Source organism: Paramesorhizobium endophyticum, assembly GCF_014640615.1.
GTDB classification, from domain to species: Bacteria; Pseudomonadota; Alphaproteobacteria; order Rhizobiales; family Rhizobiaceae; genus Paramesorhizobium; species Paramesorhizobium endophyticum.
In genome coordinates, this window is record NZ_BMHH01000001.1 from 245,735 (window position 1) to 271,311 (window position 25,577).

The following is a 25,577-nucleotide window of genomic DNA, read 5'->3' on the forward strand; positions in this document are numbered from 1 at the left end:
TCCTCGTCCCCTGCACCGGGCATGAAGGGTAAGGTGGAAATGTCCACGTCCCCCTCTCCCCGTATTTCACGGGGAGAGGGTAAGGGTGAGGGGCTATTCGCCGGCGAAGTAAGAACTGAACCGCTTTCAGGAGAATATGAATGTCCGCCGACAAGCGAATTCTCGATATCACCAACCGCATCCGCGAGCGCTCGAAGCCCGCGCGTGAAGCATATCTGGAACGAGTGCGGCAGGCGGCGGCGAAGAAGCCGGCGCGGTCGTTTCTCGGCTGCGGCAATCTCGCCCATGGCTTCGCCGCCTGCGGGCCTGCTGAGAAGGCGGATCTGGCCAGCGATGTCGTGCCGAACCTCGCCATCATCACCGCCTATAATGACATGCTCTCGGCGCACCAGCCCTATGAGACGTTTCCGCAGCTGATCAAGCAGGCGGCGCGCGAGGCGGGCGGTGTGGCGCAGGTCGCGAGCGGCGTGCCCGCCATGTGCGACGGCGTCACCCAGGGCTTCGCGGGCATGGAGCTGTCACTGTTTTCGCGCGATGTGATCGCCATGGCGACGGCGGTAGGCCTCTCGCATGACATGTTCGACGCCGCCGTATTCCTCGGCGTCTGCGACAAGATCGTGCCGGGGCTGATGATCGGCGCGCTGACCTTCGGCCATCTGCCCGCCGTGTTCGTCCCCGCAGGACCGATGACCACGGGCCTGCCGAACGACGAGAAGGCGCGCATTCGCCAGCTCTATGCGGAGGGCAAGGTGGGCCGCGCGGAACTGCTCGAAGCCGAGTCGAAATCCTATCACGGGCCGGGCACCTGCACCTTCTACGGCACGGCCAATTCCAACCAGATGCTGATGGAGATCATGGGCCTGCACCTGCCGGGCGCCTCCTTCGTCAATCCCGGCACCCCCTTGCGCGATGCGCTGACCAAGGAAGCCGCCAGGCGTGCGCTCGCCATCACCGCGCTCGGCAATGAATATACCCCTGTTGGCGAGATGATCGACGAGCGCTCCATCGTCAATGGCGTCGTCGGGCTCAACGCCACCGGCGGCTCGACCAACCATACGATTCATCTGATCGCCATGGCGGCGGCGGCGGGCATCGCGCTCACCTGGCGCGATATTGCAGACATTTCCGAGGTGGTGCCGCTGCTGGCGCGCGTCTATCCGAACGGGCTTGCCGATGTGAACCATTTCCACGCGGCGGGCGGGATGGGTTATCTCATCCGCGAGTTGCTCGACGCCGGGCTGCTGCATGAGGATGTCCGCACCGTCTGGGGCGAAGGCCTGCGCCCCTACGCCATCGAGCCGATGCTGGACGAGGCCGGCAATGTCGCGCGGCGGCCCGCACCGGCAAAGAGCGGCGACGAGAAAGTGCTCGCGCCCGCCTCGCAGCCCTTCCAGCCGAGCGGCGGCATCCGCGTTCTGAGCGGCAATATCGGCAATGCCATCATCAAGATTTCCGCCGTCAAGCCGGAGCGGCATGTGATCGAGGCCCCTGCCCTCGTATTCGACAGCCAGGCGGCGCTCAACGAAGCCTTCAAGGCGGGCAAGCTCGACCGCGATTTCGTCGCCGTCGTTCGTTTCCAGGGCCCGAAGGCGAACGGCATGCCGGAACTGCACAAGCTGACGACCGTTCTCGGCATATTGCAGGATCGCGGACGGCGCGTCGCGCTCGTCACGGATGGCCGCATGTCCGGCGCATCGGGCAAGGTGCCGTCCGCCATCCATGTGACGCCCGAAGCGCTCGACGGCGGGCTGATCGGCAAGATCCGTAATGGCGATATCGTGCGGCTCGATGCCGTTGCCGGGACGCTGGAAGTGCTGGTGAGCACGGCGGTACTGGCGGCGCGGGAGACGGACAAGATCGATCTTTCGGGCAACCAGTTCGGCATGGGCCGCGAACTGTTCGCAGCGTTCCGCCAGATTGCGGGACGGGCGGATCAGGGGGCGTCAGTGTTTTGATATTTTGATATGCGGTGGACTGGGTGCCAAGCGCCGCTGCCGGCCAGTTTGCACCTTCCCTCCCCCTTGCGGGGAAGGTGCCCGCGTAGCGGGCGGATGGGGGTGGTGACGTTTGCGCTTGCTTCGAAGAACCGTGGCGCAAACGTCACCACCCCCACCCGACCCTATCGGGCCACCCTCCCCGCAAGGGGGAGGGAGGGCGCGAGCTTAATGCCTGCAGCGCGCCTCAAAACCGCGGTGCAGCCTTCCCCGCTGCCCGATAGGCCGATATGACCGTGTTGGCCATCAGCATGGCGATCGTCATCGGGCCGACGCCGCCCGGGACCGGCGTTATCGCGGCTGCCACCTCTGAGGCTTCGGCATAATCCACATCGCCGACAAGGCGCGTCTTGCCTTCGCCCTTTTCCGGCGCAGGGATGCGGTTGATGCCGACGTCGATGACGGTCGCGCCCGGTTTCACCCAGTCGCCCTTCACCATTTGCGGACGGCCCACGGCGGCGACCAGAATATCGGCGGTGCGGCAGAGGGCGGGAAGGTCTTTCGTGCGGCTGTGGGCAATCGTCACCGTGGCGTTCGCATTCAGGAGCAATTGCGCCATCGGCTTGCCGAAGAGGTTCGAGCGGCCAATCACCACCGCATTGAGGCCGGAAAGGTCCTCACCATGGGTGCGGCGCACAAAGACCATAGCGCCTGCGGGCGTGCAGGAAACCAGGCCCGTTTCCAGATCGCCCGTCGCGAGCTTGCCGGCATTGACGACGTGGAGGCCGTCCACATCCTTTTCCGGCAGGATCGACTGGATGATCGGCTCGGATTCCAGATGCTTAGGCAGCGGCAATTGGACGAGGATGCCATGGATCGAGGGATCAGCATTCAACGAAGCGACGAGCGCCTCCAGCTCTTCCTGCGTCGTCTCGGCGGGCAAGGTATGCTGGACGGATTTGAAGCCGCATTCCTTCGCCATCCTGCTTTTTGAGCTGACATAGACATGGCTGGCCGGATCGTCTCCAACGATGATCACCGCGAGACCGGGAACGACGCCCGTTTGCGAGGCAAGTTCGGCGGTCGCCTGCTTCACCTTGCTCACGACATCCTCGGCAACCGCCTTGCCGTCAATCACCTGCGCCATTGGCAACTCCTGTGGCTCATCGCATCATTGCAGTGCAATAATCGGCCCAACCGGGCATGACAACCGTCAAAAAGCGACTTGCCCCGTCAAACGGGCGGCTATCCCCCGGCTCTCGCCCGGCGCTTGGCGGCGGTCAGGCGGGTTTCCCCGGGCTGAGGCGATGCTCCGCCAGCGTCATGCGCCGGAGGTGGCGGCGTATCATCACGATCCGTTGCATTGCGTCCACCACCCACGAGGGCGGCATAGATGCCGCGCAGGATGGCGATGCCGAGACCGGCGAGGAGGCCCAGCACGAGGCCAGCCAGCAGAATGGTGCGGCGCGACGGACCCAACGGCTCCAGCGCCGGCCTTGCACCTGATATCACGCGAACATTGGCCGTGTTGAAGCCCTGCTGCTCGCCGGTTTCGCGCGTGCGCAGGAGGAACGCCTCATAGACCGTGCGCTGGGCGTTCGCCTCGCGCTCCAGCTCGCGCAGCTTGACCATGTCCTCGTTATTTCCAGCGTACCGCACCTTCAATTGCGCGAGGCGGGCCGAAAGGTCTTTCTCCTGCTGCTGCGAGCGCTGCAGATCGACCTCGCTCGCGTTGCGGATCCGGGCGAGCTCAGCCTCCACCTCGCGGCGTAGCCCCGCCGCCTGCGACTGCGCCTGGATTAGCGCGGGATGGCGCGGGCCCAGCTTGGTCGCCAGCCCTTCCGCCTGCTGCCGTGCGGCGGCATATTGAGAGCGCAGGGCGGTGATGACGCCGGAATTCAACCCTTCGGGCAGGCCATCGACGAACAGGCTATCCGCCGTCGCGTTGTTGAGCGATTCCGCTCGCGCCCTGAGGCGGATGGTTTCCGCGCGGGCGGCGGAGAGCTGGTTGTTCAGATTGGCGACGTCGTCATCGGTGATGAGCCTGCCCTGCACATCGACCAGATCATGCTCGGCCTTGAATTTCTGGACGGCGCTGTCCGCTTTCTCGACGCCGGCTTTCAGATTGGCCAGGCGCGCGGACAATTCCCCGGTGGCGCGCTTCGCCAATTCGGAATCCTGAACACCCAGCTGCTCCTGGAAGACGTTGCTGATAATATTGGCGAGCTCAGCCGATTTCTCCGGCTCGCGCGTCTTCACCGTCACGGAGATGATAAAACTCTTCGGGTCGCGGGAGACGGTCAGGCTTTTGCGCAAATTGGCGAGAACCTTGGTTTCAAGGCCCATTTCATCCTCCGCGCCCGGCCCTGTCAGAAGCTGGCGCAGGGAGGCGATGAAGCCGGCAATGGCGCCCGGTTTCATCGAGCCATTGAACTCGGGATCCCTCAGCAAGCCGGTCTGATCGATCACCTTGGTCAGCACGCTGGCCGAATCGATCAGGCGCGACTGGCTTTCGATCACGGCAAGCGAGGCGTCGGTGGGCAATTGATCCGGCGTCAGATCGGGGCCGACCGTCTGGATGCTGCGCGGATTGACCAGTATATCCGCCGTCGAGGAATACATCTTGGGCAGCGAGAGGCCGTAGGCAACGCCCAGAATGATGCCTAGCAGCGTGGTGGCGATGATCAGGTTGCGCGAACGGCTGACGGCATCGATGACGATACGCGGATCGACCAGCGGCTTCCATTCGTCGTCGTGATATTCGTCGTCGCGGTATTCCTCGCGACGCGGAGCGGCCCTGCGGCGGCGCACGGGCTCCTCGTCATCCGGCAAAGGCGCGGCCATGGCGGGCGACGGGCGGCGCGCTTCGCCGGGTCCCAGCCTTGCGCGCAAATCCGCCTCGACAGCGGCCATCTCCTCGCGAATGCGCGTGTCTTCCGCCTTGCGGGCGGCCTCGTCATCCTCAGCGGCTGCGGCTTCCGTTTCGAGGCGCTGGCGCTCCAGTTCCGCGAGGCGGCGGGCGGCGGCCTCGCGGCGGCTCTGCGCCTCGTCTTCGCGAGCAGATTTTGAGGACGCGCGCGCGCCTTCCCGCCCTTCCTCGGCATCGGGCTTTTCTATAAACGACAGAAGCGGCTTCGCCGCGCGCTTCTTCTGTTCGTCTTCCGGACCCGTCATCCGATATTGCCCATCCTCGTGATCTTGGTTAAGCCAAACTAAATCCGCATGTAAAAGAAATCGTTAAAATGCGGCAACATAGAGAGACGCTCGCTTGCTCCTATCCCGGCTAAAACAGCAGGCGGGACTCCTGCGCGATTACTTCTCGCTGATCAGCGGCTCGGCGGGGCGGCTCGTCATTTCGCTGGCCTATTTCGTCGCGCTGGCCAACACGCTTTCCATCGGCGGCTTCGGCGTGTTTGCCACCGCGTCGGCGACCGGCGTGGTCCTGTCGCGGCTGGTTTCCTTCGGCTTCGTCTCGCCGCTCTACCGCATCGCCACAGTCAAGCCGCAGCTCCTGGGAATCTATACGGCTGGTTATCTCGCAGCCATAGCGTTGTCCCTGCCGGCGGTTGCCGCCGCTGCCTGGGCAGTCCACGCCCTCTTCTTCGGCAACGACATAAACCTCACGGGCTTCGCGCTCATCATCGTGGCCGAGGCGCTGTTCTGGCGCTCGACGGAAGCCATCATCATCGTCAACAATGGCCTCAACCGGTTCGGGCGCGGGGCGATCCTCACCATTTTCGGCACCGCAATGCGGGCAGTCGCCGCCGTGCTCTTTGCCTTTCTTGCGCCCAAAGGCGATCTTGCCCATTGGGCCTGGTGGTATTTCATCGCCAACGGCATTTCGCTCCTCGTCGCGCTCTGGTTCTATCCGCGTGTCCGGCTGCGCTTCGCGCCGGCGCTCTATCTGCGCCATGTCAGCGACGCCCTGGCCGTGACCGGCGCGGAGATGCTGTTCTATGTGCAAACGGAACTCGACAAGCTGCTGGTGCTCAGCATAGGCGGCCCGCGCATTGCCGGCATCTATGCCATTCTGATGCGGCTGGTCGATCTGACCGCAATGCCCATCCGCTCGTTCAACATGATGCTGGTGCAACGGCTGATGCGGAAGCCGGACATGCTGGACTCGCTTAAAATCAAGGCAGGGCTGGAATGCGGCGTGTTCCTTGTCTCCACGCTGGCGCTCGCGGCGCTCTCCTTGTTCCTCTATTTTGTCCCCAATGCGCTGGGGGACAAGGTGGCGCAGATCGTCGTGCTGCTGCCGTTGATCCTTCTCGTTCCGGGCTTTCGCAATCTCACCGAATACCAGGCGGAACTTCTCTATGCCCGCGGCCAATCGGCCCGGCGCACCGTCAACCTCGCCGTGCTGACCGGGGCGAAAGGCCTCGTCATCTGGCTCCTGTTCACGCATTTCGGGGCGGACGACGCCTGGGTCGCCTGGCTGAATGCCGTCTTCGCCGGGCTTTACCTCATTTCGCTGTGCCTGACCTATTCGGCGCTCCGGCGACCCGCCAAGCGGGTTTAGCTCCCGCGTCGAATCCGGTCCCGCAACACTCGCAGGACAAACGCGAAATTGCCGATGATATAGCGCCGCCAGAGACGTCCCGGTTCCTGCCAGAGGCGATAGAGCCATTCTATCCGATGCCTGCGAACCCAGAGGGGCGCGCGCCGCACGGCTCCGCTATGAAGGTCGAACAGGGCTCCGACGCCGAAGGCCGCCGTGCAATGGCGTTCCGTCAGCTTGTCGAGAATGAACAACTCCTGGCGCGGCACGCCCAAGGCGACGAGCAGCATATCAGGGCGGAAACGGGCGAGCTTTTCCAGCACCTCCCCCTCCTCTTCCTTGGTGAAAAAGCCATCCGAGATCATCCGCACTTCGTGCTGCGGCGCGAGAGCCGAGAAATATGCAGCCGCTTTTTCCGTCACCTCCGGCTTCGCGCCGATAAGGCCGATGCGCAGAGGCGTTTTTATATGCTGGATCAGCGCGGGCGTGAAATCGGTGCCGTTCAAATTGACCGGGAATTTCCTGCCATAGCGGATCAGGGCCGCCAGATCGACGCCGAGCCCATCGGGAAGCACGAGAAAATGATCGAGCGCCTCGCGATAGCGCGGGTCCTCGCAGGAGGTGTTGCCGCAATGGGCGTTGAGCCATGCGACGCGCAGAAACTCGCCGCGCTCGATGAAGCCGGCGACGAGAGCGAGCGCCTCGTTCCATGAGATCGCGGCAACGGAGATGCCAAGCACCTTGTAGACGGGCGCGAGGGCGGCGGTCTTGTTCTGCTCGTCTGCGCCCGGTTTCATTCCGCATCCCTGTCCTTGTCGAGACTGCCTAGCCCACGGCTGATGGCGGCTGCAAGCTTCTCCTTCTGCGCCCGATGGAAAGCCCTGCCGTCGAGCCGCCGGCGGTTGCCCTTGCGCGCGTCTTCGACCGCCGCGTTGATTGCGGCGGCGAAGGCGACGGGCTCGTCGGCGACAACGCAATTGGCAGGCAGGGAGGCTATGCCGCGCACGGAGCGCGAAGTCGCGACGCTGGGGCAGCCCAGTTCGAATGTCTCGATGGTCTTCAACTGCACGCCCGTCCCGGCCCGGCTCACCAAGGGTATCACCGCCGCGCTTTCGACAAAGGCGGCCGCATCCGGCACCTTGCCGACGAATTCCACACCGGGCCAGGCGGCTTTCAGGTCGGCGGGCGTCGCTCCGGCGATTGCGATGCGGAATGCCGGGTCGATGAGCAGCTTGACCTCGCGCAGGAACCATTCAAGGCCGATGCGGTTCGGCGCCCATGTCCAGGTGCCGATGAGACCGAGATCATGTGTAACCGGCAGTTCGGCGCGGGGGGATATCTCCTTGCGGGTCACCAGCGGCAGGGCGGCGAAGCGCTCCGCAGACAGCCCCAATGCGGAGCCGTCCTCGTCGGCCAGCGTGAAGACGAACTCCGCCTTTGCGCAAAGCCTGCCCTCCAGCCCGCGCAACAGCCGCGCCTCGCGGGCGAACAGCGCCTTCTGGACGAGATTGGCAGCTGCCGCGGAATTCTCCGCTGCCGAGCGGTGCTCCACATTATGCGCGACGAAGATCGAGGGCTTGTCGGCGAAAACGCGCTCGAACGCGCCCGCCAGCGCCACGCCGTTCAGCACAAAGGCATCGAACGGACCGGCGGCGGCAATGGCGGCGCGAAGCTTTTCCTCCGGGATCACGCGCAGCTTGACCGAGGAAACGGTAAGGCCGGACAGGATGGCGCGCGCCAGCCATTCGAGCTTCTGCCGCATCCCCGCCGTATCGGTGCGCACATCCACCTCGCCCAGCGAAATCGTATTGCCGGGGTCGGCGGCCCGCTTGCCCGGCCAGGTGAAGCCCATGACGGTCACGCGCGCACCGGCTTCACGAAGGCCCTCGATGATCGCCGCATTGGCGATCTCGTAGCCGGTCGTCGGTTCACCATCCGGCACAAGCGAGGTTACAAACAGGAGATGCATCGGCCCACTGAAAACAAGATATGATGGCACAAACACATATATGGGATGCCCATGGGACCATAAGCAGGCGAAATGAAGGCTTGCTTAACCACCCGTCAGGCGAGCAGGCGGCGCATGAGGTCAAGGTCCGTTCCGGTGAAGGACTGGACGCAAACCGCCACCTGGCCGGGGACCATGGAATCGATCAGCGCTTGCAACCGCTCCTCATCAAGCGCGGGGCCGAACCAGTTGACCTGCGCAAGCGCGGTGCCGTCATGGCAATGGCCACGCCCTTCGAGCACCTCATCCACATAGCGCCCATAAAGAATACATTCGGAGAAGTGGCGGCGTGCGGCGATCGCCTCGATCCAGTGGCGGCCATGGCGCGCCTCGATATGGCTCAGCATGGATACGACCGTGTCACGGCGCCACTGCACGGGGTTGGTGATATAATCATGGGGCTGGGCCACATTCCCGGCGAGGCCGAGAGCGAAACCCGCATTGGCATACCATTCCGCATGGCCCGGCCCCGTCTCGACGGGCAGCGCGCTGTCATGACGATAAAACCTCAGCGCCCCATCCTTCCAGAGGGCGGAAACATCGAAACCTTTGAGGAAAATGACGTCCGAGTCGCAGTAAAGGAGGCCGGCCGCGGACAGCTTGCCCGCAATGGCGAGGCGGCGCAATTGCTGCGCGTGCCAGCCACGCAGCGGCGGCGTGCGCAGGCTCAGCCAGATGCGCCGACGGAACAGGCTGGCCGGATCGGGGATGCTATGCAGCCAGGAGGGCAGCAGGTCGCGCTCATCGACCACTTCCCGGCGTGGGCCCTCCAGCCGGCGGAAAAGCGCCACATCATTGCCGGCAACCAGGAGGTAATGCTTTTGCGCGCCGGTGACGAAACGGTCGATGCTCTCGCAAAGCAGGCGGCAGCGCTCGAAATCGGGTGCATAGCTGGCCGTCACCAGAGCGACCGTTTCGTCCGGACGGCTGGAGGCGCCCGTCTCTGCGTCCGCTGAAATTCGATGCATAGCCCACCCGAAGCAAGACCCGCCAAGTATTTACCTTTTTGCCATGGGAGCATAAACAGGCGAAATGAAGGCTTGATTAACCGCGAAGAGCCGGGAATCCAGGCGAAAACATCGGATTGCCGACCGGAAAGCTTGAATGAACCAGCCGCCGCCAGACAATATCACTGTTCTCGTCCAATCGCCGCAATTGCGTGCCGGCGAGGTGGAAGCGGTGGTGACGATCCCGACTTTCCGCCGCCCCGAGCATCTTCTGAAGACGCTTCATTCCGTCAAAGCCCAACGGACCGGACGGCGTTTCGCCATCATCGTCATGGAAAACGACGCCGATGGGCAGGAAGGAGCCAGGGCGGTCCAATCGCTCTTCGCGGACGGCACTTTCGAGGGCCTGCTGATCGTCGCCCACGACCGCGGCAACTGCAATGCCTACAATGCGGGCTGGCTGACGGCGCTTGAAGCTTTCCCGAATTTCTCATCGCTTCTCGTCATCGACGACGATGAAATCGCCGACCCGGACTGGCTGGAGAACATGGTCCGCGCCAGGGAGAGCTATGGCGCGGATATCGTCGGCGGGCCGCAAATCCCTGTTTTCGAGCGGCCCGAGCAGGCCGGATGGACGGCGCACCCCATCTTCAGGCCCCTCCATGACCGCAGCGGGCCGGTGCCGGCGCTCTATTCATCCGGCAATCTGCTGGTATCGCGGCAGGTGCTGGAGGCGATGCCCTATCCCTTTCTCGATCCCATGTTCAACTTCATGGGAGGCGGGGATGCCGATTTTCTCGACCGGAGCGCCGTAAAAGGCTTCCGCCTTGCCTGGTGCGCCGAGGCGCCCATTCGCGAGACGATCCCGAGCCGCAGGCTGGAGCGCGACTGGATCCGCGCGCGAGCCTTGCGCAATGGCGTGATTTCGACGCTGGTGGAAAAGCGCAAGCGGGCGAACGAGCCGCTGGGCCAACTCCGCATCATGCTCAAAAGTCTGGCATTGCTCGCCTTCTCGCCTTTCAAGGCAGCCGTCAACGCGATAAAGTCCGGCTCGCCCGCGACCGGCCTTTATTATATCCATGTCGGCCTTGGCCGGGTTTTGGCCGAATTCGGATATGCCAATGAGCAATATCGACAGCCTGAAAAGAACTGACGGCGCGCTTCACCCGGCCCTGACGCCCCGGATGGTGGCGGCTTTGCTCGGCGCGCTGATCTTCTCGCTGCTGCTGATCTCGTTCCGCCCCTATTTCCCTGAAGGTACGGACAAGGAGGGCGGCGACCTCGCCAACCAGCTCGGCTTCAGCGGTCTCGGGGCGCTCGGCGTGCTCTCGGTCCTGATGCTGGCGCGCCCGCGCACGATCGCCGCGATGGCAAGCCCGCCCTGGCTGCTGATGCTCGGTTTCGTCGCATTTTCCGCATTGATTTCGCCCGACCAGCAAGCGGCCCTGCGCGCCTTCCTCTTCACCCTCATCGCCATGATTGCGACCATTTCGGTGCTGTGCCTGCCCCGGGATGCCGATGGCTTTTCGCTCATCCTGGTCACAGCGGCCGCGCTGGTGCTCGTTCTTTGCTATGGGGGCATCGCGCTCGTGCCCAATCTGGCGACGCATGGGGCCGATGCGCAGGAGCCACAGAACTCATTCCTCTGGCGTGGCCTCTTCTCGCACAAGAACGTCGCCGCTCCGGTCATGGCCGCGTTCTTTTTCGCAGGGATTTATCTCATGCGGCGGCGCTGGTTCGTCACCGGCGGCTTGATCGCCGTTGCCGCGCTTGCCTTCGTGTCGGGGGCAGGCTCGAAAACCACGGCCGCGCTCGTGCCGCTCGTCGCCATGCTCGTGGGCGTGCCGGGCATGTTCGGCCTGAGGCCGGTTGCGGCGGTGCTGGTCCTTGCGACGCAGATCGGCTTTTTCTGCTTCACGCTCGGCGTAGTGCTGTTCCCGCCGATCGCGCGCCTCATCGGGGCCTTTCTCCCGGCGCCCTCCTTCACCGGACGCACGGATATCTGGCGCTTCGCGCTGGAAATGCTGGAGAAGAAGCCATGGACCGGCTACGGCCTCGGCGGCTTCTGGTCGACGCCGACAGCCCTTTATGCCGCGCGGCCCTATTATCTCGATTGGGACGTGCGGGGCATCGTGCATGCCCATAACGGCTATCTCGACATCGCGGTCACCATGGGCATTCCCGCGCTCGTTTGCGCCGTCATCGTCATCATCTTCATGCCGCTCCTCGATTACCTTCGCTGCCGCCGCAACCGCGAGAACGTGCTTCTGGCGGATTTCTTCCTGATGGTGCTGACCTTTTCGACGCTCAATGCCTTTCTGGAGAGCTTCTTCTTTCGCCGCGCCGACCCGGTCTGGCTGATGCTGGTGTTCGCGCTTTTCGGGCTTCGGATGACGGCCCGGGTAAAGATAGCGAGTAGGGAATAGTGAGTAGTGAGGTAGTCAAGAGGTCTCCAATAATCTACTCACTACTCACTACTCACTGGAGACAAGGTTATGGGCGACACGGTGGTTCTGGTCGGATGCGGCAATATGGGTTTCGCCATGCTGAGAGGCTGGCTCGACTCCGGCGCGCTCGAGCCTCAGGATATCCACGTGGTGGAACCCGCCGAAGCGCTGCGCGAGCGGGCGGCGGGCCTTGGCGTCCATACCGTTGCAGATGCGGGCGCGCTGGCCAGTGATCTGAAGCCACGCATGGTGCTGATCGCCGTGAAGCCGCAGATGATGGCGGATGTGCTGCCCGCCTATGCCCGCTTCGCCGACGCCACCTTCGTCAGCATCGCCGCCGGAACGCCGGTGGCGCTGTTCGAAAAGCTACTGGGCGAGAAAACCGCGATCATGCGCGTGATGCCGAACACGCCTGCCGCCATCGGCAAGGGCATGCTCGTCACCTACCGCAACGCCAATGTGACCGACGCGGACGCCGCCTTCATCGCCGGGCTTTTGGAGACGAGCGGCGAAGTGGCAAGCATCGCCGACGAAAGCCTGATGGATGCGGTGACGGCGGTTTCGGGATCGGGACCCGCCTATGTCTTCCATTTCATCGAATGCCTGACCGATGCGGGCGTCGCCGCCGGTCTCGACCGGACGATGGCGGAACTGCTTGCGCGGCAGACCGTTTACGGCGCAGGCGCGCTGGCGGCGGAAAGCCAGGACAGCCCGTCGAGACTGCGCGAGCAGGTGACGAGCCCAAAAGGCACCACGGCAGCCGCACTGGAGGTGCTGATGGGCGAGGACCGCTTGAAGAATCTCGTTACAGAAGCGGTGGAAGCGGCGAAGAAGCGCTCAATAGAGCTTGGTAAAGGTTGAATTAATTTTTATTTCCTACATTATAGAACAAGTTTTCTTGCGTCTTGTTATATCGCTTGTACGCTTTGAGATGACGGTTGCACATGCGACCGCCGCAACGCAGACCAGTTTGTTTTTCCGCATGATCAGATCCGAAAGTCTGCAACTTTTCGGGATCATGCTAACTGACGAAGAGAGGAAACAGACATGCCGAGTTTGCTGCCCCCGCTTCATGAAGGTCATGCGCCGATTTATCTGCACAACGCGTTCCAGGACGCGGTCGATGCTTATGAAGACTGGATCGCCGGGACGGAAGAACCCGCGGTGAATGTCAACGGCAAGCATACGCGCATCAGCGTCATCTTCCGCCGCCTGTGGAGTTGCACCGACCCCGTGCCGATGCGCACGCTCAGCGCCTTGCGCGATCTGGCGCCGGAGGAATGGTTGAAGCCCGACGCGGCGAATGGCACGACCTATGCGCAGGGGGCTCGCGCCATGCGGGCGCTGTGCGAGGAAAGGCTTAAACGGAGGTTGGGCGGAAGGCCGAGGTAGGATTTGTCCCACCGTTGCGCCCGGCACACCCCCCTCTGCCCTGCCGGGCATCTCCCCCACAAGGGGGGAGATTACGCCTTCATAGACGCTCGGTACCAATTGCCAACGTTGCAAGGTAGGCAATGAATGTCATGTCAGCCAATCTCCCTCCTTGTGGGGGAGATGTCCGGCAGGACAGAGGGGGGTGATCCCCGCGCCGACACCTCCAAACCGTCCCCTACCGCAACACCCACGCCAGAACAGGCGCGGCCAGCACATTGACCATGCCGACCATCACCATGACCAGCCCGGCGATGGAGCCTTCCTCGCGGCCGATCTGATGCGCCTTGGCGACGCCCGCGCCATGGGCGCCCATGCCGAAGAGAGCGCCGCGCGCCAGGCTGGAGCGCAGCGGTAGCCAGTGCAGCATCGCCTCGCCCATCGCGGCGCCGAAAACGCCGGTGAAGGCTACGAAGACGGCGGTGAGATCGGGAATGCCGCCGATATCGCCCGATACGGTCATGGCGAAGGGTGTGCTCATGGAGCGCGGGAGCAGGCTCAGGCGCAGGGTTTCGTTGAGGCCGAGGAGGGTCGCAAGTCCCCAGGCGGTGAGCATCGCCGTGACGCTGCCAACAAGGACACCCGCAAGCAGAACCGGCCAATGGCGGCGGATCAGTGCGCGCTGCTGATAGATGGGCACGGCGAAGGCAACCGTCGCGGGGCCAAGCAACGCCACGAGCCAATGGGTGCCCCCGATATAGGCGCGGTAATCGCTGTGCAGCATCAGGACGACGCCCGTCAGCAGCACCGGCGTGACCGCCAGCGGCGTCAGCCACCAGAGCGGCCAGCGCCGGTAAAGGCTCTTGGCCGCGAGATAAAGAAGGATCGTCGCCAGCGACCAGAATATGGTCTGGAAGACGGGATCATTCGGCGACATGGCGGGAGGTCCAGCGATAGCAGAGATCGACCGTCAGCGCGGTGACGCTCATCACCACCAGCGTGCCGACGAGGATGACGCCCAGAATCTTGAGCCCGAGCAGGCCGATGAATTCGCGATGGTCGATGATGGCGAGGACGGCGGGCACGAAGAAGAGCAGCATCTCCGCCAGCAGCCATTCCGCCCCGCGCTTCATGCTGAAAAGGCTGATGCGCCCGCTGGCGAGCAGGCCGAGCAGCAGCAGCATGCCGGCGATGCCGCCGGGAATGGGAAGGCCGAGGACGCGCACCAACCCCTCACCCGCCAGCCAGAAGCCGGACAGGAGCGCGACCTGTATGAGGCGGCTGCGGTGAACCGTGTGGCGGGATAGGGTCAGAAACCGATGCGCTGTCATATTCATGCTCTCCATTGGGAGATGCCCAATGAGGGCAATATAGGGAGCGGCGCATCATGAATAAATTGAATTGATTGCATCGCTGCTATTCTGATATGGAATAGCTATGAACCTTCGAACGCTCCAGGCTTTCGTGGAAGTCGTCCGGCAGGGCGGGTTTTCCCAGGCCGCCAAGACCATCCATGCCACGCAATCCACCGTCAGCAAGGCCGTGAAGCAGTTGGAAGACGAGCTGGGCGCGGTGCTTCTCGACCGCAGCCTGCCCAGGGCGGCGCTGACCACGGCGGGCGAGATCGTCTATCGCCGCGCGCTCGCAATCCTCACCGAGCGGGAAGACCTCACCACCGAACTCAACGAGTTGCGGGGCTTGAAGCGCGGCGTCTTACGGCTGGGCCTGCCGCCCATCGGCAGCAACATCCTCTTCGCCCCGGTTTTCGCCGCCTATCGGAACCGGCATCCGGATATAGACATCCGCCTCGTCGAGCACGGCAGCAAGAGGCTGGAGGAGCTTTTGCTCACCGGCGAACTCGACATTGCCGCCTCGCTCCTGCCCGTTGCAGAGGAGTTCGAATGGCAGGATGTGCGGCGCGAGCCGATCGTCGCGCTGCTTCCCCTCTCCCATCCTGCGACCGGCGAAGGCGCCGTGGCGCTCGGCGCGCTCGCCTCCCTGCCCTTCATCCTGTTCGAGAGCGGGTTCGCGCTCAACCAGATCATCCTCGACGCCTGCGCCCGCCAGGGCTTCTCGCCGGAAATCGCGGTGCGCAGCAGCCAGATCGATTTCATCGTCGAGTTGGCCGCGACAGGCATGGGCGTCGGCTTCCTGCCACGCATGATCGCCGAACAGCGCCGGCATCCCGCCGTCCGCCTCGTCGCCATCGACGATGCGCAGATGGAATGGCACATGGCGCTGGTCTGGCGGCGGGGAGCCTACCTCTCCCATGCTGCGAAGGCCTGGCTCGACCTCGCGCGGATGCGGGCAGAGGGCGGCGAACGGAAGTCTTGACAGCTACCGCCCTGCTCGCCTCGATTACTTTTCCTTTTGCGGCCTTGATCTTCCAACGCCGAGGATTACCTTAATATACTACAACAACCAATGGAGGGACTCCCCATGGAAGGGCAAGTTGTATTCTATAAGGGCGAGCGGATTTTGTACCGTCACAAGATCGAAGTGCAGGACGACGGGTTCTCCAAGGGCGTCAATGACGCGATCATCGCCTTCCAGCGCAATTATTCGGGCTTCGATCTGGCGGATGACGAAATCAACATCCGCGTGACCAAGCCGGGCATCGCATGATACCTTGGATGAGGATGCCGTAAATTTTATTCGCTGATCATTGTCAGAGGGGCATTTCCCGGTAAAGAAGAGGGATATTTTCCCGCAACCGGAAACACCGATGCCCCTCTCCCGCAAAACGCTTGTCATTATCGGCAATGGCGACCTGCCCCGTGATCTTTCCGCAGAAATCGACGCGGCAGATTTCGTGCTGCGGTTCAACAAGCCGAAGGTGGGACCGGGCGGCACGCGAACCGACCTTCTGATGTTGATCAACTCCAGCAAGCAGATGCAGGACTGGCTGGAAGACCCGGATTTCGTCCGTTCGCCTTTCTTCGAGGCGGCAGGAGAGGTCATACTGGTGCATCATCCGGAGATTATCGAGAAATATTGCGTCCAGCCGAACATCCTTTCGCGCCTTAAAGGCCGCCGGGCGGACTGGACCTGGGCCGCGATCAACATATTCGGCGGTGCGGGCAAGGAGATTCGTATCCTGCCGCCGCAATTCTATCTCGAGGCTTGCGAAGAGTTGGGAATAACGCAGGCAAATCTGCGCGAAGTATTCCCAAGCACCGGCTATCTGGGTATCAGATATATATTGCAGAATTTCCCGTGTGAAACTTGGGACATCAAGCTCTGCGGCTTCAGCTGGGAAGGCTGGCGGCGGCATAATTGGGCGGATGAGCGCCGCTGGGTCGAGGACAGAATGGAGGAAGGGCGTCTTTCATTTCTGACCTGAGCGCGTCTCCTCGCGAAAATTTGCGTGTAATCAAATGATCATGTGACCGCCCGTGGCAAATTGCCCCCATCGCTGGCGTGGACGCAAAAAGTCAAACGCGGTAGGAAACACATGAATTGAGGGAGCGTTTGATGGACTATCGCCGTTTTTTCGAGGATGCGATCGACCAGTTGCACGCCGAGAAGCGTTACCGCGTCTTTGCCGATCTGGAACGTATTGCTGGCCGTTTTCCCCGTGCCCTCTGGCGCAATAATGGAGCGGCGCGCGAAATCACCGTGTGGTGCTCCAATGACTATCTGGGCATGGGCCAGCATCCGGATGTGATCGCAGCCCTCTGCGATGCCGCGGAGCGGCTCGGCACCGGCGCGGGCGGCACCCGCAACATCTCCGGCACCAACCGCCCGCTGGTCGAGCTTGAGGAAGAGCTCGCCGATTTGCATGGCAAGGAGGCGGGGCTCGTCTTCACCTCCGGCTTCGTGTCGAACGAGGCGGCGATTTCCACCATCGGCAAGCTGCTGCCCGATTGCCTGATCCTCTCGGACGAGCTCAACCACGCCTCGATGATCGAGGGCGTGCGGCGCTCCGGCGCGGAGAAGAAGATCTTCCGCCACAACGATCTCGAGCATCTGGAAAGCCTGCTGAAGGCGGCCGGCAAGCAGCGCGCCAAAATCATCGTCTTCGAATCCGTCTACTCGATGGATGGCGACATCGCGCCGATCAAAGAGATCGCCGATCTCGCCGACGAATATAACGCCATGACCTATATCGACGAGGTGCACGCGGTCGGCATGTACGGGCCGCGCGGCGGCGGCATCACCGACCGCGACGGGCTTGCCCACCGCATCGACATCATCGAGGGCACGCTCGCCAAGGCGTTCGGCTCGCTCGGCGGCTATATCACCGGCCCGCGCTCGGTCATCGACGCGGTGCGCTCCTATGCGCCGGGCTTTATCTTCACCACCGCCCTGCCCCCTTCCATCGCGGCGGCTGCCACGGCCTCGATCCGCCATCTGAAGAAATCGCAGGAGGAGCGTCGGCAACATCAGCGCCAGGCGCAGATGACGAAGGACGTGCTTTCCACCGCAGGACTGCCGGTGATGCCGTCGCAGACGCATATCGTTCCAGTGCTCGTCGGCGACCCGGAGCTTTGCAAGAAGGCAAGCGACCGGCTGCTGGAGGTGCACGGCATCTATATCCAGCCGATCAACTACCCGACCGTACCGCGCGGTACGGAGCGGCTGCGCATCACCCCGACGCCGTTCCACGACGATACGCTGGTGCTGCAGTTGCGGGACGCACTCAGCGAAGTCTGGGAAACGCTGGGCATTCCCTTCGCCGAGACACGGGCCCCGCAGGTCGCCAAATCCGACCGCGTCGTGCCGCTGATGGTGTCGCAGGCGGGGGGATGAAATGAGTGAGGTAGTGAGTAGTGAGTAGTGAGTAGTGAGGTAGAGGAAAAAATATCTCACTACTCACTACTCCCTCTCCCATTCAACCACCGTGCCACGAACGGCACCGTTACCGCGATCATGATGAACCGCGCCACATGGTGCGAGGCGACATAGGCGGGGTCGACGCCCAGCGAAAAGGCGATGACGGTCAAGGCTTCCAGCGCGCCCGGCGCGAAGGCGAGCGCGATCTGGGCCGGGTGAAGGTCGAAGAGCAGCCAGACCACCGCGCCCACGGCAAAGGCCGCCGATGTGCCGATAATGAAGGCCAGAAGCGCGGCGGGCAGGTAGCGGACAATGTGAACGCGGTGGCTGGCATTGACCCGCGAACCGATGAGTACGCCGAGCACGATGGTGCCGATATCGGAAATCCCGGTCGGCAGGCTCGCCTCCACCCATGAGCCGCCATGCAGGATGGCGCTCGCCAGCAGCGCGCCCAGCATCATGCCGCCGGGAATGCGGCTGTAATGGCCGATCACCGCCCCGGCGAGCCCGCCCACGAACAGGATGGCGGCCGCTTCAAGGGTCAGTTCATGGGCAGCTGTCAGATCGACATGCGGGGCGTTCTTGCCGAGAATAGCGAGAAGCGGAGCGAGAAAGCCGATCAGCAGCAGAAGCCGCGTGGTCTGGATGATGGTGATGCGAACCATGTCGGCACGCGTGTCGCTTGCCGCCGCAAGAACAAAAGACAGCGCGCCCGGCAGCGCGGAGAACAGCGCCGTCTGCCCATCCCAGCCGAAACCCTTGCGCAGGAGCAGATAGGTCAGCCCCGTTACGGCAATGAGCGTGACGAACAACAGCGCAAAACTGCCCGGCCATGCCGAGAGTTGCGCCAGCGTATCCGGCCGCACGCCGGATCCCGCCTGCAAGCCCAGCATGAAGAAGATGAGAATACGCAGCCAGTCGGGGACGTAGATTCTTACGCCTGAAAGCGAGGCGGCGGTAACTGATATCACCGACCCCAGAAGGAAGGGGATGGGCAGGCCGATGAAGTAAGCCGCCAGCGCGCCGACCGTGGCGATGGCAAGCGAGGCGGCCATGGCGATGGTTTTCGACCAGATGTCGTCCTTGGCGGGTTGGCGGAAACCCTGATCCATTTGTTATGTCCCCTCTGTCGTATTACCTTATCCGCTCGCTTCTTTGGCGATGATGCGAGGGGTTTTCAAAATGGACATGTTGGCGGGACAGTACCCCCCTCTGTCCTGCCGGACATCTCCCCCACAAGGGGGGAGATCAGCTGGCACTTCCCCTCAGTGTTCATTCTGCAACGCCAGCGATTAGAGCCGCGCGTCTATGAAGGCCAATCTCCCCCCTTGTGGGGGAGATGTCCGGCAGGACAGAGGGGGGTGTGCCTGGCAAATCCATCAAAACATGATCTGCACAAGGGCCCATCACCTCCCCTGCTTCGCCAGCAAATCCCTGATCTCCGTCAGAAGCACTTCCTGCCGCGTGGGCTCCGGCTTCGCGGCCGGGGCTGCTTCCTCCTTATGCTTCAGCCGATTCATCAGTTTCACCACCACGAACAGCACGGCAGCGACGATGAGGAAATTGATGGCGAGCGTGAGGAAATGGCCGTAGGCGATGGTCGCGCCAGCCTCACGCGCGGCGGCGAGGGTCGGCCTCGGCTCGCCTGCCAGCTGGACGAACATGTTCGAGAAATCGAGCCCGCCGGTCAGGAAGCCGATGATCGGGGTGATGAAGTCGGCGACGACGGAATTGACCAGCCCGCCAAAGGCGCTGCCGATGACCACGCCGATGGCGAGGTCCACCATGTTTCCCTTCAGGGCAAATTCCTTGAATTCCTTAAGCATGCTATCGTCTCCCGACAGTTGTTTTTCTTGTCGCATTTCTGCGACGCCAGGCTGACGCCTGACTGCAAATGCTTTTCGGTTTATTGCTTCCTTAAAAGATGAAGCAGAGGGGAAAAAGAGGAAACCGTGCAAGGTTGGGGAATTATCGGCATTGCGTTTCTCTATCTGCTCCTGCTTTTTGCGGTGGCGAGCATGGGCGACCGGCGCGCGCAGCGCTGGGGCACCGAGCCGCGGCCCTATATCTATGCGCTGAGCCTCGCCGTCTATTGCACCTCATGGACCTTTTTCGGTTCCGTAGGCGTTGCGGCGGAGCGGGGGCTTGAATTCCTCGGCATCTATATCGGCCCGATCCTCGTCTTCACCATCGGCAACCGGCTGGTGCGCCATATCGTGCGGCTGGCGAAGGCCGAGCGCATCACCTCCATCGCCGATTTCCTCGCCGCCCGCTACGGCAAAAGCTTCGCCGTCGCCTCCATCGCCACGCTGATCGCCACCATCGGCGCGCTGCCCTATATCGCGCTGCAATTAAAGGCGGTGTCGGGCAGCGTGGATTTGATCGTCGCGCATTACGGCCAGCCCTTCGACCCCATCGGCTATGTGTTCAGCGACGTGTCCCTGCCGGTCGCCTGTGTGCTGGCGCTGTTCGCCATCCTGTTCGGCACACGGCATACGGACGCGACCGAGCATCAGGACGGGCTCATCCTGGCGGTGGCGCTCGAATCGGTCATCAAGCTTTGCGCCTTTCTCGCCGTTGGCCTTGCCTGCACCTTCTTCCTGTTCGGCAGCCCCTCCGCCCTCATGGAGGCGGTGACGCTGAACGAGGCGGCATCCCATGCGCTCCATTACGAAACTTCCATCGGCACATGGATCGTGCAGAGCCTGCTCAGCGCCATCGCGATCCTCATGCTGCCGCGCCAGTTCCATGTCGCCGTGGTGGAAAACCGCAGCGTGACGGAGCTGCGCATCGCGCGATGGCTGTTCCCGGCCTATCTGGTTCTGATCAATCTCTTCGTGCTGCCCATCGCGCTTGCAGGGGTGGTGGCGCTTGGCAACAGCACCAATGCCGACCTCTATGTGCTGGCGCTGCCGCTGGCGACGGATCACCATCTGCTGGCGCTCATCGCCTTTGTCGGCGGGCTATCAGCGGCCACCGCCATGGTCATCGTCGCCTGCGTGGCGCTGTCGGTGATGATCTCAAACCATCTGGTGCTGCCGCTTTTCATCAAGCACTTCCTGCGCAGCGACGAAGGCGAACCGCGCGACCTTACCCGCATGATCCTCTACACGCGGCGAGCGACGATCATCGTCATCCTGTTCATTTCCTTCATCTACTACCGCGAGACGGCGGACAATATCCGGCTTTCCTCCATCGGCCTCGTCTCCTTCGCAGCCATCGCGCAATTCGCCCCTCCCCTCCTAGGCGGGCTCATCTGGCGCGGGGCGAATGCGCGCGGCGCGGTGGCAGGCATGATCTGCGGCTTCGCGGTCTGGGCCTATACGCTGCTGCTGCCGACGCTTGCACCGCCCGATGCCGCTATCCTGCGCGAAGGGCTGTTCGGCCTCACGGCGCTGAAGCCGCAGGCGCTGTTCGGCACGGATGCCTTTCCGCTTACCAATGGCGTGATCTGGAGCCTGGCGGCGAACACGCTCGCTTATGTCCTCGCCTCGCTTTCGCGCAAGGCGACGCCGCTCGAGCGTATCCAGGCCACCACCTTCATGCCACGCGACATCATGACCGTACCGACGCTGCGCCGCTTCCGGACAACCGTGACGGTGGATGAACTGAAGGCGACTATCGCGCGCTATCTGGGCGCGGAGCGGGTGGAACGCTCGTTCCAGAGTTTCGCCGCGCGGGAACAAAGGACGCTGGTCGGGACCGCCCCTGCCGATATGGGCCTTATCCGCTATGCGGAGCAATTGCTTGGCAGCGCGGTCGGCTCTTCCTCCGCTCGGCTTGTGCTCTCGCTGCTCCTCCAGCGCAATGATAGCTCGACGCGCGGCGCGCTGCGGCTGCTCGATGACGCCTCCGAGGCGCTGCAGCAGAACCGGGGCCTGTTGCAGATCGCGCTCGACCAGATGGAACAGGGCATCACCGTGTTCGACCAGAATTTCCGGCTCACCTGCTGGAACCGGCAGTTCCGGCTGCTGCTCGACCTTCCCGACGAGTTCGGTCAGGTCGGCACGCCGCTGTCTGAGATCATCGAGCATTTGGCCCGGCGCGGCGATGTGGCCACTGGGAACATCATCACCATCATGCGCAATTTCACCACCTTCCGGCAGCCATGGCGCATAGAGCTGAAATCGAGCGGGCGCATCCTCGAAATCCGCTCCAACCCCATGCCGGATGGCGGGGTGGTCGCCACCTATACGGACATCACCCTCGCCGTCGAGGCGGCCAATGCGCTGAAGCGGATCAACGAGACGCTGGAGCAGCGGGTGGAGGACCGCACGGCGGAGCTTACCCATGTCAACAGCGAGCTTGCCAAGGCGCGCGCGGTGGCGGAAGAAGCCAATCTCGGCAAGACGCGGTTCCTGGCGGCGGTGGGACACGACATATTGCAGCCGCTCAATGCGGCGAGGCTCTACAGTTCCGCCCTGACGGAACGGCTCAAGGGCGCGGAGGAAGAAAGCCTGACGCGCAACATCGATTCCTCGCTGGAGTCGGTCGAGGCCATCCTCGGCGCGGTGCTGGACATCTCCCGTCTCGACACGGGCGCGCTGAAGCCGCATGTCTCGGTCTTCCGGCTCGATGAATTGATGAAGCAGATCGTCACCGATTTCGCGCCGCTCGCCACACAAAAGGGCCTGAGCCTACGCGTCGTGCCGAGCAGCGTGGTGGTCGAGACCGACCGCAACCTTTTGCGCCGGCTCGTGCAGAACCTCGTTTCCAACGCGATCAAATACAGCCGCAGCGGCAGTGTGCTGCTGGGCGCGCGGCGGCGGGGCGGTACGGTGGATTTGCAGGTGCTCGACACCGGCATCGGCATTCCCGACGACAAGCTCGAAGCGGTCTTCCGGGAGTTCACCCGGCTCGATGAGGGCATGAAAGAGGCCGAAGGGCTGGGCCTTGGGCTTTCCATCGTCGACCGCATCGCGCGGGTGCTGTCGCTGCCGCTGGATTTGCGCTCCGTGCCCGGCAGGGGAACCGTCTTTTCGGTGCGGCTTGCGACGCTTCAGCAGCCCGTGCCGGCCAAGACAGGCGAGGCCTCGCCGAAAACCTACCGCGCCAAGGAGCTCTCCGGCACGAATGTGCTGTGCATCGACAATGACGAGCGCATCCTCGCAGGCATGGAGATCCTGCTCGGAGGCTGGGGGTGCCAGGTGGCGACGGCACGCAGCGGCGCGGAACTTAAAGCAGTCCTGGCGGGGGCACGCATGGCGCCCGACATCATCCTCGCCGATTACCACCTCAACAATGAAAACGGCCTCGACCTGATCGGCGAGGCGCGCGGCTATTACGGGAAATTACCGGCTGTCCTCGTCACCGCCGACCGCTCCAACGAAGTGCGCCTGCGGGCAGAGGCGGAGGATGTGGCGGTGCTGCACAAGCCGCTGAAACCGGCCGCGCTGCGGGCCTTGCTTTCGCATCATCGGACGCGGATGCAGGCGGCGGAGTGATTCACCGTCAGCGACTAAAATAAGTATACAGGTACGATATAGCCAATCCACCTATTCCAATGGAAAGGGGAAGAATGACAAAAGCGAAGAGTTGCAGGTCTGTCATTTCAACCTCCGAAGCGCATTCCTAGCTGCGAAATGTAGCATAATTGACGCGCATATCCAACACATGGCCCCAAAGACAAATGTTTTCAAGGAAGCAACAGCACCAGCCGTATATAGCGCGGCGGCGAGTGGAGCCAACACACCAACCGTCAGACAAGCCGTCGACGCCCGATCTAGGTTATTCGCCAATAACTTCGCTTGTTCATTGTGTATCTGCGTCATTCCCCCTCCCCTCAATTCACCGTCTGAATCCCATCCCCGCCGATTTTCGACAGCCGGATTACCGCCTGGGTGCGGCTATCGACGCCGAGCTTCTGCAAGACCGCCGAGACATGGGCCTTGATGGTCGCCTCGGATACGCTGAGCTCATAGGCGATCTGCTTGTTGAGGAGGCCTTCGGCAAGCATGGAGAGGACGCGGGCTTGCTGGGGGGTCAGGGTGCGGATGCGGTGGATCAGGTCGGAGATTTCCGGGTCCGGCTCGCGGCCTAGGTCCACTTCCGGCGGGGCCCAGATGTCGCCGGAGAGGACGGCACTTACCGCCTTTTCGATGTCCTCTATCCCCGCGGATTTGGAAATGAAGCCGGAGGCGCCGAGCTCCAACGCGCGCCGAATGGTCGCGGGATCGTCGGTCGCGGAGACGACGATGACCGGCAATGCCGGCTGGATCGATTTCAGCGCGACGAGGCCCGAAAGGCCGCTTGCGCCCGGCATGGTCAGGTCGAGCAGCAGAAGATCGATGTCGGAGGTTTCGAGAACCAGCTTCCTGGCCGCATCGAAATCGCCCGCCTCGATAATATCCGCCTCCTCAACGCTGTGCGTGAGCGCCTGCCGCAAGGCCCCCCGGAACAGCGGATGATCATCGGCGATGATGAACTTCGATTTCATGACACCGCGTCTTCCCCATTATATATAATAGCGGCTGTTTCCTTCCGGCTAACTGGTTTTTCCAGCTTTTCAAGCCGAAATCAAATGGACGGAAATGGACGCGGAAGGCTCGCCTGCCGCCGTCTGGCCTTATTGTGCAATAGGAATAGCCACAATGGAACCTGCATTGTTTCCGGAAAACCGATAAAAAAGGCCTTTAATGACCACGCGCAACACGCTTTACCCCGAAATCACGCCCCATCGCGACGAGATGCTTCCCGTCTCCGACCTGCATACGATCCATATCGAGGAATGCGGCAATCCGGACGGCAAGCCTGTCATCATGATCCATGGCGGGCCGGGCGGCGGCATCAGCCCCACCATGCGCCGCCTGCACGATCCGGAGCGCTACCGCATCATCCTCTTCGACCAGCGCGGCTGCGGCCGCTCGACGCCGCATGCGGAGCTGCGCGAGAACACCACCTGGGACCTCGTCGCCGACATGGAGCGCATCCGCGAGCATCTGGGCGTCGAGAAATGGCAGGTATTCGGCGGCTCGTGGGGCTCGACGCTGGCGCTCGCCTATGCGCAGACGCATCCGGAACGCGTGAGCGAACTCGTCCTGCGCGGCATCTTCATGATCCGCCGCTTCGAGATCGACTGGTTCTATTCCAATGGCGCAAGCATCATCTATCCCGACCGCTTCGAGGCCTATCAGGAGCATATCCCCGAAGCGGAGCGCGGCGATATGATAGCCGCCTATTACAAACGCCTGACCGATCCCAACCCGCAGGTGCAGATCGAGGCGGCGCGCAAATGGGCGCGCTGGGAAGGCTCCGCCCTGTCGCTGCTGCCCGATCCCGTGCGCGAAAACGCCTTCGGCGAGGATCATTACGCCATCGCCTTCGCCCGCATCGAGTGCCATTATTTCCAGAATCGCGGCTTCTTCGACACGGACGATCACCTGCTCCGCAATGTCGAACGCATCCGCCATATCCCCGGCGTGATCGTGCATGGGCGCTACGACATGTGCACGCCCTTCATCAATGCCTGGCAGCTGAAGAAGGTTTGGCCGGAGGCGGACCTGCGCATCGTGGAAGATGCCGGCCACGCCGTCACCGAGCCGGGCATCGTGCATGAGCTGATCGAGGCGACGAAGCGGTTTGCGTAAGGGAGCA

General features: G+C 62.9%; 22 protein-coding genes. 12 read left to right on the forward strand and 10 right to left on the reverse strand.

Features of this window, described 5'->3' with window-relative positions; translation table 11 throughout:
- The first annotated feature begins 140 nt into the window (after positions 1-140).
- Positions 141-1,955 (forward strand): phosphogluconate dehydratase, encoded by a 1,815-nt coding sequence (gene edd / locus IEX53_RS01210; RefSeq protein WP_188820638.1) that lies wholly within the window; start codon positions 141-143, stop codon positions 1,953-1,955.
- Positions 1,956-2,181: 226 nt separating this feature from the next.
- Here the strand turns inward: edd and folD are convergent, their stop codons facing one another.
- Together folD and IEX53_RS01220 are read right to left on the reverse strand one after the other, a co-directional pair.
- On the reverse strand, positions 2,182-3,081 hold the full coding sequence (gene folD, locus IEX53_RS01215; protein WP_188820640.1) for a bifunctional methylenetetrahydrofolate dehydrogenase/methenyltetrahydrofolate cyclohydrolase FolD: 900 nt from the start codon (positions 3,079-3,081) through the stop codon (positions 2,182-2,184).
- Positions 3,082-3,179: 98 nt separating this feature from the next.
- Positions 3,180-5,108, reverse strand: coding sequence for a GumC family protein (locus IEX53_RS01220; RefSeq protein ID WP_188820642.1), 1,929 nt, complete (start codon positions 5,106-5,108; stop codon positions 3,180-3,182).
- 94 nt (positions 5,109-5,202) lie between these two features.
- Between IEX53_RS01220 and IEX53_RS01225 the strand changes: the two genes are divergently transcribed.
- Positions 5,203-6,456 (forward strand): lipopolysaccharide biosynthesis protein, encoded by a 1,254-nt coding sequence (locus tag IEX53_RS01225; protein ID WP_188820644.1) that lies wholly within the window; start codon positions 5,203-5,205, stop codon positions 6,454-6,456.
- Here the strand turns inward: IEX53_RS01225 and IEX53_RS01230 are convergent.
- From IEX53_RS01230 to IEX53_RS01240, 3 genes are all read right to left on the reverse strand, one after another.
- Positions 6,453-7,232: a WecB/TagA/CpsF family glycosyltransferase gene (locus IEX53_RS01230; RefSeq protein ID WP_188820646.1), complete on the reverse strand. Its 780-nt coding sequence runs from the start codon at positions 7,230-7,232 to the stop codon at positions 6,453-6,455. The two genes, IEX53_RS01225 and IEX53_RS01230, sit on opposite strands and share 4 nt — an antisense overlap.
- Positions 7,229-8,404, reverse strand: a complete 1,176-nt coding sequence (locus IEX53_RS01235; protein ID WP_188820648.1) for a glycosyltransferase family 4 protein — start codon at positions 8,402-8,404, stop codon at positions 7,229-7,231. The genes IEX53_RS01230 and IEX53_RS01235 overlap by 4 nt, the downstream gene beginning before the upstream one ends.
- 95 nt (positions 8,405-8,499) lie before the next feature.
- Positions 8,500-9,411, reverse strand: a complete 912-nt coding sequence (locus tag IEX53_RS01240; RefSeq protein WP_188820650.1) for a DUF6492 family protein — start codon at positions 9,409-9,411, stop codon at positions 8,500-8,502.
- Positions 9,412-9,547: 136 nt separating this feature from the next.
- Here IEX53_RS01240 and IEX53_RS01245 point away from each other — a divergent pair, with 136 nt between their 5' ends.
- The 4 genes from IEX53_RS01245 to IEX53_RS01260 all read left to right on the forward strand — a co-directional run bounded on the left by IEX53_RS01245 (position 9,548) and on the right by IEX53_RS01260 (position 13,229).
- The gene (locus tag IEX53_RS01245; protein WP_188820652.1) at positions 9,548-10,543 is read left to right on the forward strand and encodes a glycosyltransferase family 2 protein; all 996 of its coding nucleotides are present in this window, start codon (positions 9,548-9,550) and stop codon (positions 10,541-10,543) included.
- Positions 10,512-11,816 carry an O-antigen ligase family protein gene (locus IEX53_RS01250; protein ID WP_188820654.1) on the forward strand — a complete coding sequence of 435 codons (1,305 nt, stop codon included), beginning with the start codon at positions 10,512-10,514 and terminating at the stop codon, positions 11,814-11,816. Before IEX53_RS01245 ends, IEX53_RS01250 begins: the two co-directional genes overlap by 32 nt.
- A 69-nt stretch (positions 11,817-11,885) precedes the next feature.
- Complete coding sequence (gene proC, locus IEX53_RS01255; protein WP_188820656.1) at positions 11,886-12,698, forward strand: pyrroline-5-carboxylate reductase; 813 nt, start codon at positions 11,886-11,888, stop codon at positions 12,696-12,698.
- Positions 12,699-12,884: 186 nt separating this feature from the next.
- Positions 12,885-13,229, forward strand: coding sequence for a BRA0787 family protein (locus tag IEX53_RS01260; protein WP_188820658.1), 345 nt, complete (start codon positions 12,885-12,887; stop codon positions 13,227-13,229).
- 217 nt (positions 13,230-13,446) lie between these two features.
- Here IEX53_RS01260 and IEX53_RS01265 read toward each other — a convergent pair whose 3' ends face one another.
- Positions 13,447-14,145: an LrgB family protein gene (locus tag IEX53_RS01265; RefSeq protein ID WP_188820660.1), complete on the reverse strand. Its 699-nt coding sequence runs from the start codon at positions 14,143-14,145 to the stop codon at positions 13,447-13,449.
- A complete protein-coding gene (locus IEX53_RS01270) occupies positions 14,132-14,539 on the reverse strand; it encodes a CidA/LrgA family protein (protein ID WP_236015983.1) in 408 nt (135 codons plus the stop codon). The genes IEX53_RS01265 and IEX53_RS01270 overlap by 14 nt, the downstream gene beginning before the upstream one ends.
- A 106-nt stretch (positions 14,540-14,645) precedes the next feature.
- On the opposite strand from IEX53_RS01270, the gene IEX53_RS01275 reads away from it, so the two are divergent.
- The 4 genes from IEX53_RS01275 to hemA all read left to right on the forward strand — a co-directional run bounded on the left by IEX53_RS01275 (position 14,646) and on the right by hemA (position 17,960).
- Complete coding sequence (locus IEX53_RS01275) at positions 14,646-15,542, forward strand: LysR family transcriptional regulator (RefSeq protein WP_188820664.1); 897 nt, start codon at positions 14,646-14,648, stop codon at positions 15,540-15,542.
- Positions 15,543-15,647: 105 nt separating this feature from the next.
- Positions 15,648-15,833: a hypothetical protein gene (locus tag IEX53_RS01280; protein WP_188820666.1), complete on the forward strand. Its 186-nt coding sequence runs from the start codon at positions 15,648-15,650 to the stop codon at positions 15,831-15,833.
- A 100-nt stretch (positions 15,834-15,933) separates the two neighbouring features.
- Complete coding sequence (locus IEX53_RS01285; RefSeq protein WP_188820668.1) at positions 15,934-16,551, forward strand: glycosyltransferase family 29 protein; 618 nt, start codon at positions 15,934-15,936, stop codon at positions 16,549-16,551.
- 131 nt (positions 16,552-16,682) lie between these two features.
- Entirely contained in the window at positions 16,683-17,960 is a 1,278-nt protein-coding gene (hemA, locus tag IEX53_RS01290; protein ID WP_188820671.1) for a 5-aminolevulinate synthase, read from the forward strand.
- 59 nt (positions 17,961-18,019) lie between these two features.
- On the opposite strand, the gene IEX53_RS01295 is transcribed toward hemA, so the two are convergent.
- Both IEX53_RS01295 and mscL read right to left on the reverse strand, forming a co-directional pair.
- Positions 18,020-19,096, reverse strand: coding sequence for an AbrB family transcriptional regulator (locus IEX53_RS01295; RefSeq protein ID WP_188820673.1), 1,077 nt, complete (start codon positions 19,094-19,096; stop codon positions 18,020-18,022).
- 294 nt (positions 19,097-19,390) lie between these two features.
- Positions 19,391-19,810, reverse strand: a complete 420-nt coding sequence (mscL, locus tag IEX53_RS01300) for a large conductance mechanosensitive channel protein MscL (protein ID WP_188820675.1) — start codon at positions 19,808-19,810, stop codon at positions 19,391-19,393.
- A gap of 126 nt (positions 19,811-19,936) precedes the next feature.
- On the opposite strand from mscL, the gene IEX53_RS01305 reads away from it, so the two are divergent.
- Positions 19,937-23,428, forward strand: coding sequence for a PAS domain-containing hybrid sensor histidine kinase/response regulator (locus IEX53_RS01305; RefSeq protein ID WP_188820676.1), 3,492 nt, complete (start codon positions 19,937-19,939; stop codon positions 23,426-23,428).
- Between the two features lie 338 nt (positions 23,429-23,766).
- Here IEX53_RS01305 and IEX53_RS01310 read toward each other — a convergent pair whose 3' ends face one another.
- The gene (locus IEX53_RS01310; protein ID WP_188820679.1) at positions 23,767-24,420 is read right to left on the reverse strand and encodes a response regulator transcription factor; all 654 of its coding nucleotides are present in this window, start codon (positions 24,418-24,420) and stop codon (positions 23,767-23,769) included.
- Between the two features lie 199 nt (positions 24,421-24,619).
- Between IEX53_RS01310 and pip the strand changes: the two genes are divergently transcribed.
- A complete protein-coding gene (gene pip / locus IEX53_RS01315) occupies positions 24,620-25,570 on the forward strand; it encodes a prolyl aminopeptidase (RefSeq protein ID WP_188820681.1) in 951 nt (316 codons plus the stop codon).
- Positions 25,571-25,577 lie beyond the last annotated feature (7 nt).